The organism is Bradyrhizobium sp. 23AC (assembly GCF_054863025.1).
This window is the reverse complement of sequence record NZ_JAVAYN010000001.1, coordinates 645,551-660,225: the sequence shown is the minus strand read 5'-3', so window position 1 is coordinate 660,225 and position 14,675 is coordinate 645,551. Positions and strand designations below refer to the sequence as shown.

Annotated in this window: 12 protein-coding genes; 5 read left to right on the top strand and 7 right to left on the bottom strand. The window is 64.4% G+C overall.

The features are described from left to right. Positions 1-45 precede the first annotated feature (45 nt). Positions 46-1,011: a sensor histidine kinase gene (locus RAD10_RS03035; RefSeq protein ID WP_091961957.1), complete on the bottom strand. Its 966-nt coding sequence runs from the start codon at positions 1,009-1,011 to the stop codon at positions 46-48. 179 nt (positions 1,012-1,190) lie between these two features. On the opposite strand from RAD10_RS03035, the gene RAD10_RS03030 reads away from it, so the two are divergent. Continuing rightward, complete coding sequence (locus RAD10_RS03030) at positions 1,191-2,030, top strand: SDR family NAD(P)-dependent oxidoreductase (protein WP_018319506.1); 840 nt, start codon at positions 1,191-1,193, stop codon at positions 2,028-2,030. A 250-nt stretch (positions 2,031-2,280) separates the two neighbouring features. On the opposite strand, the gene RAD10_RS03025 is transcribed toward RAD10_RS03030, so the two are convergent. Together RAD10_RS03025 and RAD10_RS03020 are read right to left on the bottom strand one after the other, a co-directional pair. Further along, on the bottom strand, positions 2,281-3,657 hold the full coding sequence (locus RAD10_RS03025) for a cytochrome P450 (protein ID WP_091962514.1): 1,377 nt from the start codon (positions 3,655-3,657) through the stop codon (positions 2,281-2,283). Positions 3,658-3,805: 148 nt separating this feature from the next. Continuing rightward, a complete protein-coding gene (locus RAD10_RS03020; RefSeq protein WP_461616272.1) occupies positions 3,806-5,041 on the bottom strand; it encodes an LLM class flavin-dependent oxidoreductase in 1,236 nt (411 codons plus the stop codon). A 365-nt stretch (positions 5,042-5,406) separates the two neighbouring features. Here RAD10_RS03020 and RAD10_RS03015 point away from each other — a divergent pair, with 365 nt between their 5' ends. After that, positions 5,407-6,813, top strand: coding sequence for an MFS transporter (locus tag RAD10_RS03015; RefSeq protein ID WP_461616271.1), 1,407 nt, complete (start codon positions 5,407-5,409; stop codon positions 6,811-6,813). Positions 6,814-6,959: 146 nt separating this feature from the next. Next, positions 6,960-8,153, top strand: coding sequence for an extracellular catalytic domain type 1 short-chain-length polyhydroxyalkanoate depolymerase (locus RAD10_RS03010; protein WP_461616270.1), 1,194 nt, complete (start codon positions 6,960-6,962; stop codon positions 8,151-8,153). Between the two features lies 1 nt (position 8,154). Here the strand turns inward: RAD10_RS03010 and RAD10_RS03005 are convergent, their stop codons facing one another. Further along, positions 8,155-8,457, bottom strand: coding sequence for a hypothetical protein (locus RAD10_RS03005; RefSeq protein ID WP_461616269.1), 303 nt, complete (start codon positions 8,455-8,457; stop codon positions 8,155-8,157). Positions 8,458-8,594: 137 nt separating this feature from the next. On the opposite strand from RAD10_RS03005, the gene RAD10_RS03000 reads away from it, so the two are divergent. After that, entirely contained in the window at positions 8,595-8,963 is a 369-nt protein-coding gene (locus tag RAD10_RS03000) for a winged helix-turn-helix transcriptional regulator (protein WP_461616268.1), read from the top strand. A gap of 3 nt (positions 8,964-8,966) precedes the next feature. On the opposite strand, the gene RAD10_RS02995 is transcribed toward RAD10_RS03000, so the two are convergent. After that, positions 8,967-9,647: an MBL fold metallo-hydrolase gene (locus RAD10_RS02995; protein WP_461616267.1), complete on the bottom strand. Its 681-nt coding sequence runs from the start codon at positions 9,645-9,647 to the stop codon at positions 8,967-8,969. A gap of 97 nt (positions 9,648-9,744) precedes the next feature. After that, a complete protein-coding gene (locus RAD10_RS02990) occupies positions 9,745-10,863 on the bottom strand; it encodes a vWA domain-containing protein (protein WP_461616266.1) in 1,119 nt (372 codons plus the stop codon). Positions 10,864-11,109: 246 nt separating this feature from the next. Between RAD10_RS02990 and RAD10_RS02985 the strand changes: the two genes are divergently transcribed. Beyond that, complete coding sequence (locus tag RAD10_RS02985) at positions 11,110-12,708, top strand: alpha-amylase family glycosyl hydrolase (RefSeq protein WP_461616265.1); 1,599 nt, start codon at positions 11,110-11,112, stop codon at positions 12,706-12,708. 179 nt (positions 12,709-12,887) lie between these two features. On the opposite strand, the gene RAD10_RS02980 is transcribed toward RAD10_RS02985, so the two are convergent. Then, positions 12,888-14,588 carry an alpha-amylase family protein gene (locus RAD10_RS02980; protein WP_461616264.1) on the bottom strand — a complete coding sequence of 567 codons (1,701 nt, stop codon included), beginning with the start codon at positions 14,586-14,588 and terminating at the stop codon, positions 12,888-12,890. Positions 14,589-14,675: the final 87 nt, after the last annotated feature.

The following is a 14,675-nucleotide window of genomic DNA, read 5'->3' as shown; positions in this document are numbered from 1 at the left end:
ACTGCGGGCGGGGTGCGCGGGCCGGCTTTGGCTTGACGCGCGATCCTATTCGCTTCGGGGGATGCGGCACTGCATGATGCAATGCAGCCCGGTCTTCAAGTAAGAGATCTCGGTCCTGCCATCGAAGGACGACAGTGCCGATTTCAGCAGCTTGGTGCCGAAGCCGGGCTCGGAGACCTTGTCCACGCTCGGACCCTCGGTCTCGTCCCAGGTGATGATCAGGCGGTCGTCGCTGACGGTCCATGACACCTGCAGCAGACCGCGCGGCGCGGAGAACGCGCCGTACTTGCCCGCATTGGTGGCCAGCTCGTGAAACATCAATGAGAGCGTGACCGCGAGCTTCGGCGGCAGGAACAGGCGGTCGCCATTGAGGGTGAAGCGGACATGGCCATAGGGGCCGAGCTCCGAGATCAGGAGGTCGCGGATGTCACAGCCGGCCTTGTCGATCCGCGAGATCAGATCGTCGGTCGCGGCCAGCGAGCGCAACCGCGGATCGACCCGGTCCCAGACCTGGGGGTGGTCGTGCAGCACCTGGTGCAGCACGGCGTGCACCGTCGACAGCTTGTTCTTCAGCCGGTGCTGGAGCTCGTCGACCAGCAGCTTGCGATACTCTTCTTCCTCGATCAGGCGCTTGGAGATCCGGCGCTGCTCCGCCAGCATGGTGCGATAGTGCTCGACACCCCAGATGGTGAGCGCACAGACCGCCCAATAGAGTGCCAGCAGGGCAAACCGCGCCCGATCGGCAAAGGCATCGCCGAAATTCACCACGACGCCGAGCATGCCGCCGACCAGCGCGGTCACGATTCCGATCCGGAAGCCCCCGAACGCGGCGGCGAAGAACACGGCCGGGAAGTAGGGCGTGAAGTAGACGTCGGGCCGCACATGGGCCAGCCCCCAGCGCGTCAGCGTCGCGATCAGCAGGCAGGCCACCGCAAAGGCAATGCTCAGACCAAGCGATGGCGGCGCCGCACCCTGCCAACCCCTGCGGAATTCCTCGATCAGCTTCCCCATGCGCAGCCCAATTGCGATATGCGTTCGAAAATCGAGCGACCTGTGAAGATGTTACGCATCCCGTCCGCACAAGCATAGCTTGCCTTGTCGGAGGCCGGCAGGGATAGTGGCGCCCGCGGCGATGGCAGCGGCCGATATTCGCCATTTGGCGTCAAATCGTTCGAAAACAGGAACATTCCATGGGCAGGCTGGACGGCAAGGTTGCGGTGATTACGGGGGCGACGAGCGGGATCGGATTGCGCACTGCGGAAGTCTTCGTTGCCGAAGGTGCCAAAATTGTGATCGCGGGGCGGCGTCTACCGGAGGGCGAAGCCCTGGCCAAGCAACTCGGCGCCAACTGCATCTTCCGCCAGACCGACGTGACGGTCGAAGCACAGATGCAGGCGCTGATCGCGCTCGCCGTGGACAAGTTCGGCCGTATCGACTGCCTGTTCAACAATGCCGGCGGCCCGGCGCAGACCGGCGGCATCGAGGGCCTCGAGGTCGAGCGCTTCGACGCGGCGATGGCGACGCTGGTGCGCAGCGTCATGCTCGGCATGAAGCACGCCGCGCCCCACATGAAGAGGCAGGGCTCAGGCAGCATCATCAACAATGGCAGCATCGCCGGCCGCCTCGCCGGCTTCTCGTCCTCGATGGTCTATAGCGCGGCCAAGGCGGCGGTGATCCATCTCACCAAATGCGTGGCGATGGAGCTTGGCGAGTCCAATGTGCGCGTCAACGCCATCTCGCCGGGCGCGATCGCGACCGGCATTTTCGGCAAGGCGCTCGGGCTCTCGACCGATGCCGCGGAGAAGACGCCGGCGGTGATGCGCGAGGTCTACAAGACCGCGCAGCCGATCCCGCGTGCCGGCCTTCCCGATGACATCGCCCAGGCCGCGGTGTTCCTGGCCAGCGACGAATCCAGCTTCATCAACGGCCACGATCTCGTCGTCGACGGCGCCATGACCGGCGGCCGCAACTGGAGCCAGCAGCAGCAGGGCTATGTGGCGCTGCGCAAGGCGTTCGACCAAGGGGCGTAGAAGCTCCAGAGACGGTGCCGTAGGGTGGGCAAAGGCGCGCTCTTCGCGCGCTGTGCCCACCATCGATGTCCGAGCTTGGAGAGGCGCGGTGGGCACGCTTCGCTTTGCCCACCCTACGAGATATCGTGCCCCGGACGCAGTGCAACGCTCCTTCAGCGGTGCGCTGCAGAGCCGGGGCCCATCTCTCCACCGACTTGATCGCAGCATTCTGGGTCCCGGCTCGCGCTTTGCGCGTCCGGGACACGAGAAATCACACCGCCTTTACCCGCACCCGCAACCCGTCCCGCGGCTTCGGGATCGGCCACATCTGCCAGTCCGGCTTGTAACCCGGCTCCAGCGACACCTCGATGTTCTGCAGGAAGTGCCGCGCGAAGCATTTTGCCTGCATGTAGGCGAAGTGCAGGCCGAGGCACATATGCGCGCCGCCGCCGAACGGGACCCAGGCGAAGCGGTGGCGACCCCGTTGCGCCTCCTCGGTGAAGCGCAAGGGATCGAAGCGATCCGGCTCCGGCCAGATGTCCTTCATGTGATGGGTATACAGCGGATTGACGCCGACCGCGGTGCCGGCGGGAATCGTAAAACCCTTGAAGGTGAAATCGCGCATGGCGCGGCGCGGCATCGAAGGCACCGGCGGCTTGATCCGCAGCGCTTCCTTGAACGCCATCTCGGACAGCGGCATCTTTTCGAGATCGTCGAAGCTGCTCGGCGCGCCTGGCGCGAGCCCGAGCGCGAGAACTTCCGCGCGCAGCCTGTCCTGCCAGTCAGGATTGGCGGCGAGCTCGCCGATGAAGGAAGTCAGCGACGAAGTCAGCGTGTCGTGCGCCGCCATCATCAGGAAGCTCATATGGTCGATGATGTCCTGCTCGGACAGCAGCGCGCCGTCCTCATGGGTGGCGCGGCAGAGCTGCGAGAACAGATCATCGCCGCCATGATTGCCGCGGCGAAGCGGGATCTGTTCGCGGAAATAGGCGACGATGCGTTTGCGCCCCCTGACGCCGGCGGCCATCTGGGTGCCGGGCAGGGGACGGCGGATCGGGGCGACCGCGGCGGCGACCATGTCGACGAAGGCGCGGTTGATCTCGTCGACCTCCGGCCCGATATCGGCGCCGAGGAAGGACGCCGCGGCGAGATCCAGCGTGAGCTGCTTCATCGCGGGGTAGAGCTGCATCTCGCCGGGCTTGGCCTTCCACTGCGCGACCCGCGCGGAGATGCCGCGGTCGAGATCGGCGAGATAGGATTTCATCGGCCCGGACTTGAACGCGACCGACAGCGCCTTGCGGTGCAGCCGGTGCTCGTCGAAATCGAGCAGCATCAATCCGCGCGGAAACAACAGGCCGAGCACCTTGTTCCAGCCGTGGGTCGAGGAGAACAGCTTTTGCTGGTCGAACATCACCAGCTCGTTGGCCTCGGGCCCGAGCAGCACGACATTGGTCTCGCCGAACACATGGGTGCGGTAGACCGGGCCATATTTGGCGCCGTTCGCCTCGATGTGGCCCTTGGGATCGGCCAGCACCTGGAAGGTCTTGCCGATGATCGGCCATCCCTCGTCGCCGGGAATGTGCGTCAGCGCGTTGCGTTTGGGCGCGGTGAAGTCGGGCGCCGGTGCGGCAACATTCTGCATCGACATGACGATTGCTCCGGTTGGCAGGCTCCGCGAACATAGCACGATCTGGCCGCGATGAGCTGCGGTCGTCTTGCGCACAAAATCGTCACACCCACCGCCGTCGTCCCGGGTTCGCGCTACACGCGTCCCGGGACGACGGGCTGAGCGCGTCCTACCGCTTCGCCGCTTCCTTCTGCAGATCCGGAGCGTTGACGGCGGGGATCGCGACGCGGCCGGGGCCGGTCACCTTCAGCGCCTCGGCGGCCTTCTCGTTCTCCATGATCTTGGCCATCACGGCCTGGCCTGCGCGCTCGAAGATGGCGCGGTTCTCGATCACGAATTTTTGCGACCTGCGCAGGCCGTCGATATAGCCGTTGATCTCGGGCACGACGTATCGCGCCACCATGTCCCAGCTGCGGCGCGTGGCTTCCGGATTGGCCCAGTCGTGCACGAAGCCGATGATGGCGCCGACGCCGCCGGAGACCTGCATCACGTTCTTGATTGTTTTGACGAGATCGTCGGGCGTGCCGATGGTGGACGCCGCGCCCTCGACGAAGGCGGTCTTGTCCACGGCCTCGTCGGGCGAGGAGAACGCGGTCAGGCCCGGCCGCTGCAGCGTGCCGACATTATATTCGTTGTGCCAGCGCATCAGCCCGGCGCCGGCTTCCTTGCGCGCCTGCTCGCGGGTCTCGGCGATGTGGAAGGTCAGCAGCACGCGCCAGTCGGCGCGGTCGACCTTCGTGCCGTGCTTCTTCGCGGCGTCCTCGGCGAACTGCCATTGCTGCTGCAGTGACATCAGTCCCTGCGTCGTCATCGAGCCCAGCGAGATGATGCCGCAGCCGTATTTGCCGGCGAGCGTCATGCCGGAGGGCGAGATCTGCGAGGCCACGACGAACGGCATCTCTTCCTGCAGCGGCAGGATCTGCAGCGCGGCATCGTTCATGGTGAACCAGTCGCTCCTGGCGGTGACGCGCTCACCGTTGAAGAGCCGGCGGATGACGCCGATGGCCTCGTCCTGCCGGTCGCGCTGCGTCATCGGGTCGATGCCGAGCGTGTGCGCGTCGGAGGCGAGCGCGCCGGGGCCGGAGCCGAAGATGGCGCGGCCGCCGGTCATGTGGTCGAGCTGCACCATGCGCTGGGCGACGTTGTAGGGATGGTGATAAGGCAGCGACACCACGCCGGTGCCGAGCTTGATCCGCTTGGTACGCTCGCCGGCCGCAGCCAGGAACATCTCGGGCGAGGCGATCATCTCCCAGCCCGAGGAATGATGCTCGCCGCACCAGAACTCGTCGTAGCCGAGCGCGTCGAGCTGCTCGACCAGGTCGAGATCGCGCCGGAACTGGAGCATCGGATGCTCCCCGATCGGGTGATGCGGGGCAAGGAAGGCTCCGAACTTCAGGCGCGCCATGGCGTTCTCTCCGGCTTTGATTTTCTGCTTGTTGAGACGGCGAAGCTACGTGCCGAAGGCCACGAACGCAATCGCGCGGTGTCCCGCGCGGCGGAATGCAGGCATGCGCTGAGTTGCTTCTCCCACCTCTCCCCGTTCTTACGGGGAGAGGTGGGGCTGCTTCAGCAAATTCGGTGGCAGTGCGACTCGCGGCAGCTCCCCCTCACCTGGAATCAAACTGCGTTTGAATTCCGGCCTCTCCCCGCATGCGGGGAGAGGCGAAACAGCCGTGCCTCGAACGAAGCACACGAATCCTACCTCTGAGGTAATCGTGACACCGTGCGAGATCTGAAATCATCGGCACGATAATCCAGGGCCGCGCGCCGATGCATCAGATCGTCACACAACAGATCGATTCGACCCGCCGCTGGTGGGTGCTGGCCATCGTGGTGGCCGCCCAGTTCATGTTCGGCGTCGATGCCTTCATCGTCAACGTCGCCATTCCCACCATTGCGGTCGAGCTGAAGGCATCCCCCGCGCAGATCGAAGCGGTCATCGCGATCTACCTGATCGGCTACGCCACGCTTGTCGTCACCGGCGGTCGGCTCGGCGATATCCACGGCACCAAGACTATCTTCCTGGCCGGCGTACTTGGCTTCACGGCGACCTCGCTGTGGTGCGGGCTCGCGCAGTCCGGGGTGGAGCTGATCATCGCCCGGCTGGCGCAGGGCGCGACCGCGGCGCTGATGGTGCCCCAGGTGCTGGCGACGCTGCATCTCCTCTTCACCGACGAGACGCGCAGCCGCGCATTCGCCATCTACGGGATCGTGCTGGGGCTGGCCGGCGCCGCGGGCTTCCTGCTCGGCGGTCTGCTGGTCACGATTGATCTTGCCGGCACCGGCTGGCGTTCGGTCTTCTTCGTCAACGTTCCCTGCGGCCTCGTCATTGCAGCTGCCGCCTGGCGCATCATGCCGTCGGTGCCGCGGCGATCAGGGACAAGGCTCGATATCACGGGCAGCATGGTCCTGTTCGCGGGATTGCTCTGCCTGATCGGCCCGCTGCTGTTTGGTCACGATGTTGGCTGGGCACCCTGGCTGTGGGCCGTGATGGCGGTCGGTGGCGTCGTCCTCGTAGCGTTCCTGAAGCTCGAGCACGCAGTCGCTCGTGCCGGCGGCATGCCTTTGATCGACCTCACGCTGCTGGCGGATGCCGCTTTCCTGCGCGGGCTTGGCGCCGCCTTCTTTTTCTTCCTTGCCAATCTCTCCCTCTACCTCGTCATGACGCTGTTCATGCAGCGCGGCCTGAAGATCCCGCCGCTTTCAGCAGGCATGGCCTTCATCCCGCTTGCGCTCGCTTTCGTCGTGGCCTCGCGCCACAGCGGCGCGCGGGCGCGTCATCGCGGCACCAAGGTGTTGATCGAAGGCTGCACGCTGCAGATCGCAGGCCTCGCCGCGCTCGCGCTTGTTGCAGCCTGTATCGATGCGCCATCGCCGCTTCTGCTCGCGTTCGTCATGATCATCTTCGGCTACGGTCAGGGATTGGTGATGGCGCCGCTCTCCGGCGCGGTGCTCTCGACCGTCAAGCCTGTCGCCGCAGGCTCGGCGTCCGGCATCTACGGCACGACGGCGCAGATCGGAAATGCGGCCGGAGTGGCCGCAATCGGCGCGGTGTTCTTCACGGTCGATGCCTTGCAATCAGCGCGCGCAGGATTTCTGGTCTCGCTTGCGCTGTTTGTGACATTAATCATGATCTGTGCCGCATTTCTGTCGTGGATGCGTCGCGCATCTGCGTGAAGTCGAGGCATTGCGGTTAATTCGTGCGGATTTCGGCGGAATTCCCCGTGATTTTCGTGGATTGACAGCGCACGGTCTTTTTATTTTGCAATGCAGCAACTATCTGGTTTGGCTGAACGTTGAAAGCCGCCCACCAGGAAGTTGCCGTGTCGTTAGCCAAAAATGTTGATCTGTTGAGACGTCTGCCGAGGCTGGACGGTCTGCGCTTTGCCGAGCTCGGCCGGAGCGCGGATGCGTCCAGTCCATTGCAAGAGGTCACCGGCTTCGGCGACAACCCGGGGGCCTTGCGCATGTTCGCGTTCGTGCCGGCGCAGTTGCAGAAGCCGCGCGCGCTGGTCGTCGTGTTGCATGGTTGCGGGCAGACGTCAGCGGGCTACGATCTCGGCGCGGGCTGGTCGACGCTCGCCAAGCACTATGGCTTCGCGCTGCTGATGCCCGAGCAGCAGCGGATCAACAACGGCAACACCTGCTTCAACTGGTTCAATCCGGAAGATACGGCGCGGGACAGCGGCGAGGCGCATTCGATCCGCGAGATGATCGCGCATATGGCGGAGGCGCATCGCATCGATCCCAAGCGCATCTTCATCACCGGCTTGTCCGCCGGCGGCGGCATGACGTCGGTGATGCTCGCGACCTATCCGGAAGTCTTCGCGGCCGGTGCGGTCATTGCCGGACTGCCCTATGGCATCGCCTCGAATTTGCGCGAGGCACTGGACGGCATGTTTCATTCCCCGGTGCGTCCCGCAAGCGAGCTCGGCGATCTCGTGCGCAATGCCTCGGATTATCGCGGCCCCTGGCCGAAGGTCTCGGTGTGGCACGGCAGCGCCGACCGCACCGTCAATCCCGGCAATGCCAACGAGATCGTCAAGCAGTGGCTCGATCTGCACGATCTGCCGGAAGCGCCGATGGCGGAGACCAATGTCGACGGCTATCCGCGCCAGGCCTGGTGGGGCAAGGACGGCGAGACGCTGGTCGAGTCCTACGCCATCACCGACATGGCGCACGGCACGCCGCTTGGGCTGGCCGACAACGACCAGCGCTATGGCGTCGAAGGCGCATTCCTGATCGAGGCCGGCATTTCCTCGTCCTATCACATCGCAAAGTTCTTCGGCCTCACCGGCTGGATTGCAGATGCTGCAAAGGCGGAGGCCAAGCCTACAAGCAAGTCTACAAGCAGGCCTGCAGCGCAGCCGGCATTGACGCCCGCGCCGCATCTCGCCCGCTCGATCCGCACGGCGGTCGCCGAACAGCCGGCCGAGCCGACGCGCGAGGAGGCTCGCAGCTTCGATCTCGGCCAGATCATCACGCGCGCACTGACCGCCGCGGGGCTGATGAAGTAGTTCAGGCGGTCTGACCGATCCACTCGATCGGCGTCACCGTCACCTCGCCGCCGGCAACCTTCCGTGTCATCTCCTGATAGGCTTTGAAGAAGTCGCGCGATTGCAGCGCTTTTTGCGCGGCATCGTCAGCGACGCTGGCGAGATGGAAATAGCTGCCGTCGTCGCGGTTCTTCAGGACACGATAGCCGATCCGCCCTTTCAACTCCGGATCGCCGTCGATCGCCTTGATGAAGCGGCCGACCTCCTGGTGCCAGGCTTCCGTCGTGCCGTTCCTGAATTCATATCTGATCATGAAGTGCTTCATGTGACGCTCCCTGTTCGTCGTGTGCGTCATCATCTGCGGCTCGCAAACGATCCTGCAAGTATGGACAAAATTGATAGTATGGACTTTTTCGACGTTGCTCCTATCCTGAGGCGTGGCTAACGCGTGGAGGAGACGACATGGCGAAGGCGAACCCGGCGCGCACCTGTCCGGTCGCGGCGTTTCAGAAGATGATCAGCGGCAAGTACAAGCTGCGCATCGTCTGGGACCTCAAGGACGGCCCGCGCCGCTATGGCGAGATCCGCAGCGGCCTGTTGCGCGGCACGGAAGGCAGCGCCGAGATCACCCCGCGCGTGCTCAGCCGTGAATTGAAAGCCCTGACCGCGAGCGGCCTGATCGACCGCAAGGATTTCGGCGAGGTGCCGCCGAAGGTCGAGTATCGCCTGACCCGCAAGGGCAAGAGCTTCGTGCCCGTCGTCGCGGCGATCCGCGACTGGGGCGATCGTCACCTCAGTGAGACCGCCACGCTTGTGGACGCGGCGGAATAAACCTCACATCTCGCCGGTGATGAACGGATTGGTCATCCGCTCCTGGCCGATGCTGGAGCCGGCGCCGTGTCCGCAGATGAAGCCGACGTCGTCGCCGAGCGGCAGCAGTTTTGTCAGGATCGAGTTGATCAGCGTCGCATGACTGCCGCCGGGCAAATCGGTGCGCCCGACCGAGCCGGCGAACAGGACGTCGCCGACATGGGCGAAGCGCAGCTCCTTGTTGAAGAACACCACGCTGCCGGGCGAGTGGCCGGGACAGTGAAAAATATCGAACCGTAAATCGCCGATCGACACGCTGTCGCCCTCGTCGAGCCAACGGTCGGGCTCGAAATTGCGCACGCCGGTCATGCCGAAACGTGCGCCGCTGTCGACGACGTTGTCGAGCAGGAACTTGTCCGCTTCATGCGGCCCCTCGATCGGCACCTTCAGCGCATCGCGCAGATCGGCGGCGCCGCCGACATGGTCGATATGGCCGTGGGTCAGCCAGATCTTCTCCACGGTGACGCCGGTCTGCTTGATCGCGTCCAGGATCTTCGGCACGTCGCCGCCGGGATCGATCACCACCGCCTTCTTGCTGGGCTCATCCCAGATGATGGTGCAGTTCTGCTCGAACAGCGTCACGGGAACGATGATCGCGCCGGCCTTGGCTTGCGAAGAGTCTTGGGTGTCATTTTGCTCGGTCATGGCGCCACAATGCCGATTTTTGCCATGCCGCCAAGCAAAAGATTCGTGCGCGTTCCCCTGGGGAACGGTCGTTCGGACCGTCCCCGGGGCGCCACTGCTATCGTTTGATCTGTGCCTTCAACGTCTCCTGAACGACCCCGTCGAAAGACGAGGTCTTCGGCGACTTCATCGCCTGCTCGGCGATGTATTTGTCTCGCTTGCCGACCAGTGCGGTAAGTTTCTCGTTCAAGGTCTTGCGCTGCTCGACCTGCTTGGCAACCTCGGCCTCGCGCTGCTCGGGTTTCATGGCGCGCAGGTTCTCGGGCAAGTCTGCGTCCTTGACGGAGGCGACGTTGGTCGTGCCCTTGGCGGCATCGGCGACGAGATCGCCGCCGCCAGTGACGGCTTCCGCGGTCGCTGCGGATCGCTTGTTGATGTAGCTTGCCATGTCGGTGGCGCTCGCCGGCGCGGCCGCCGCGATGCTGGCCGTCTGCCGCAGCTTCATCTCGGTGTGCCGTTGCCGCTCGCGCGGGCCGTAGGGAATCACCGTGCCGTTGAGCTGCTGCTGCAGGATGATGATGTCCTGGTCGTACGGCGTCTCGATCACCACGACCTGCCCGCCATCCTGCGGAATCGGGATGAAGCGGCCGCTGCCGATCTGGGCGATGTCGCGCCAAACCCGCTCGGTATCGCGCGCATCGCCGGCGAGCACGGCATTGACGATGATGTCCTTTTGCTTGGCGACCGCGAGCGTCCTCGGATATTTGGTGTCCTGGGCGTAGTCCATGTGCGGCGGCGCATCGCCAACCAGGAAGACGATGTGCCTGGCCTCGCTGCCCGGCGTCCATTGCAGCTTGTTGACGGCGACGTCGAGCGCCTCGTTGACGCTTTCCGGCCAGTCGCCGCCGCCGCGCGCCTTCAGCTCGAGTAGATTGGCGTAGAGATCCTGGATGTCGCGGGTCAGCTCGATCTTCGAGGTCACGTAATCGTCGCCGATGTCGCGATAGGCGACGAGGCCCATGCGGATATCGGCGTCCGGATTGGAGTCGACGATCGTGGTGGCGATCGACCAGATCTTGCGCTTGGCTCCCTCGATCAATCGCGCCATCGAGCCCGTGGTATCGAGCACGAAGGCGACCTCGACGGTCGGCTTGGCAAAGGCGGGGGATAGTCCTGCCGCGAGTGGCAATGCGGCGAGTGCGAAGGCGAGCGAGCACAGTGTGATGCGTGACCTCATGGGGTCCCTCCAGTGGTTCCGTCCCTCGGAACCGAGGTTCCACTGGCATCGCGGTGGGCTGAAGCCGGAACAAAGGCCGGACTGGCGCGGAATTGCGGCGATTCCGGGCGGAACCACGCGCCATGTGGACCCAGGCGGCGCGTTCACTGCCGCCGACGTCACATAGCCGTCCCAAAGCCCTGTTGGTCTGAACCCTTGGCGCGATCTCGCGTTGCTTTCCGCGCGAAGCGCATTCGGGGGACGATCTTGGCTCAGGGCGATGAGAACTGGTGGCGCGACGGCATCTTCTATCAGATCTACCCGCGCTCCTTTCAGGATTCGAACAATGACGGCGTCGGCGATCTCGCCGGCATTTTGCGGCGGCTGCCTTATGTGAGATCGCTCGGCGTCGATGCGATCTGGCTGTCGCCGATCTTTCCCTCGCCGATGGAGGATTTCGGCTATGACATCGCCGACTATACCGGCATCGAGCCGCTGTTCGGCACGATGGAAGATTTCGATGCGCTGATCGCGGCCGCCCACGACAACGGCCTGAAGCTGATCCTCGACCTCGTGCCGAACCACACCTCCGATCAGCATCCCTGGTTCGTCGAGAGCCGCGCCTCGCGCGACAATCCCAAGCGCGACTGGTACATCTGGCGCGATCCGGCACCCGACGGCGGGGTGCCGAACAACTGGCTGTCCGAGTTCGGCGGCAGCGCGTGGCAGTTCGACGAGACCACGGGGCAATATTATTACCACGCCTTCCTCGCCCAGCAGCCGGACCTGAACTGGCGCAATCCGGACGTCCGCGCCGCGATCTACGACGTGATGCGGTTCTGGCTCGACAAGGGTGTCGACGGCTTTCGCGTCGACGTGATCTGGCACCTGATCAAGGATGCCGAATTCCGCGACAACCCGCCCAATCCGCATTACGTCGAGGGCCGGCCGCCGAACGAAAGGATCATGACGCAATACTCCACCGACCAGCCGGAGGTGCATGGCGTGATCGCCGAGATGCGGCGCGTCACCGATGAATTCGAAGCCCGCGTGCTGATCGGCGAGATCTATCTGCCGCTGCACCGTCTCATGGCCTATTACGGCAACGACCTCACCGGCGCGCAGATGCCGTTCAATTTCGCGCTGCTCTTGACGTTCTGGAGCGCGCGCTCGATCGAGACAATCATCGAGGATTACGAGAAGGCGCTGCCGCGCGGCGCCTGGCCAAACTGGGTGCTCGGCAATCACGACCGCCCGCGGGTCGCAAGCCGCGTCGGGCCGGAGCAGGCCCGCGTCGCCGCCATGCTGCTGCTGACGCTGCGCGGCACGCCGACGCTCTATTACGGCGACGAGATCGGCATGCACCAGGTGGCGATCGCGCCCGAGGATGTCCGCGACCCCTTCGAGAAGAACGTGCCCGGCATCGGCGTCGGCCGCGATGGCTGCCGCACGCCGATGCAGTGGGATGCGACCGAATTCGCCGGCTTCTCGGCGGCGCGGCCGTGGCTGCCGCTGCCGGAGCATTATGTGCGCGACAATGTCGTCAAGCTCGAAGCCGATGCGCGCTCGATCCTCAACCTCTACAAACGCCTGATCACCCTGCGGAAGAGCAATCGGCCGCTGGTCGCGGGCGATTATCATCCGATCGCGGCGCAAGGCGATCTCCTGATCTATCGCCGCGAAGCCGAGGGGCAGGCGGTGATCGTGGCGCTCAATCTCGGCCCCGATCCGGTCGCGGTGACGACGAGTGCGATACGTTTCGGCAGCAGCATACTGCTGTCAACGTTCCTGGATCGCGAGGACGAGCGCATTGAAGGCGTGCTGGATTTGCGTGGCAATGAGGGGGTAATCGTCGCTCCGCCCTAGCTGTCGTCCCGGACAAGCGCAGCGCAGATCCGGGACCCATAACCACAGGGAGTTGTTTTGCGAAGACTCGGAGTGACCAGCGCGCCCCACACTTCTCCCTGTGATTATGGGTCCCCGCTTTCGCGGGGACGACAGCGGAGGGTACGGCTGCCGTGGAGTATAGCGATGCGTAGATGCTCTTACCCCGGATGCTTCTTTCCCCGCGCCGTAGTCCCGTCGATATCGCTCCGCTTCAGCAGATAATCCAGCCCGCCGACGCGGTACCAGCGATAGCCATACGGCTCCAGCACGATTCGGTGCTGGCCGCGCTTGTCGACGTGGCTGTGGTCCTCCGCGAGCAGATTGATCAGGTGCGCGCCGGCCTCGTCCGGCAGCCCGGCCGAGAACGCGATCTCGCGCGGCTTCTCGTCGAGATTATGCACGAACAGCACCGAATTGTTGCGCCAGTCGTAGCGCATGATGAACACGGCGGGATCGCGCACCGGAATGATCGCGAAGTCCCCCCAGCCGACCTCCGGCACCTCTTTTCGCATACGGACGATGCGCTCGGTCCAGTTCAGCATCGAGTTGGGATCGCGCCGCTGCTTGGCGACATTGACGTGCGGGTAGCCGTAAGGCCCCTTGTCGATCACAGGGCAGGCCGGCTTGTTGTTCTTGGTGAAGCCGCCATGCGGCTCGGTCGACCAATGCATCGGCGTGCGCGCGCAATTGCGTTCCGGCAATGAGAGATCGTCGCCCATCGCGATCTCGTCGCCATAGCGGATCACGGGCGTTCCCGGCAGCGTGCACATCAGGCTGTAGGCAAGCTCGAGCCGCCGGCGGTCGCCGCCGAGCATTGGCGCGAGGCGCCGCCTGATGCCGCGGTCGTAGAGCTGCATATCCTTGTCGGGGCCGAAATTCCTGAACACGGTGTCGCGCTGCGCCTTGGTCAGCCGCCCCAGGTCGAGCTCGTCGTGATTGCGCAGGAACAGGCCCCATTGCGCCGTCGCCGGCCGCGGCTTGGTCGCCTTCAACGCTTTCGCCAGCGGCCGCGAATCTGCAGAGGCCAGCGCATAGAACAGGTGCTGGTTGACGTGGAAGTTGAACATCATGTGCATGCGGTCGGCATCGCGGCCGAAATATTCCATGTCCGTCTTCGGCAGCACATTGGCTTCGGCGAGGATGATGGCGTCGCCCTGCCGCCATTGCAGGAATTCGCGGAACGCGCGCAGCATGTCGTACTGCTCGACGGGCTTCTTCACCTTCGCGCCCTTGGTTGCGATCACGAAGGGCACGGCGTCCATGCGGAAGCCGGAGACGCCGAGCTGGATCCAGAACCCCATGATCTTCAGGATCTCGGCCTGCACATGCGGGTTCGACGTGTTGAGGTCGGGCTGGAAATCGTAGAAGCGGTGGAAGTAATACGCGCCCGCTTCCTTGTCGCGCGTCCAGGTCGATTTCTGCACGCCGGGAAACACCATGCCCTTGTTGGCACCGGCCGGCTTCTTGCTGGACCACACATACCAGTCGCGGTATGGCGAGTTCTTGTCGCGCCGCGCCTCCTTGAACCAGTGATGCTGGTCCGAGGTGTGATTGACGACGAGATCGATGATAATCCGGATGCCGCGCTGCTTGCAGCCATGGGCGAACTCGACGAAATCGCCGAGCGTGCCGTAACGCGCATCGACACTGTAATAATCGGCGATGTCGTAGCCGTCGTCGCGGCCCGGTGAGGTCTGGAACGGCATCAGCCAGATCGTGGTGATGCCGAGGCCATGCAGATAGTCGAGCCGGCGAAGCAGGCCCTTGAAGTCGCCGACGCCATCGCCGTTGGCATCCATATAGGAGCCGACGGAAAGGCAGTAGATCACGCCGTTCTTGTACCAGAGATCGTCGATCATCCGCGCAGCCTCGGTGGTTCCGCCGAGGTGCGGCGGCTGCGTGATAAGTGCGTGGGGGAGGGGAGGTTCCGTTCGTTCGCCGTCGTC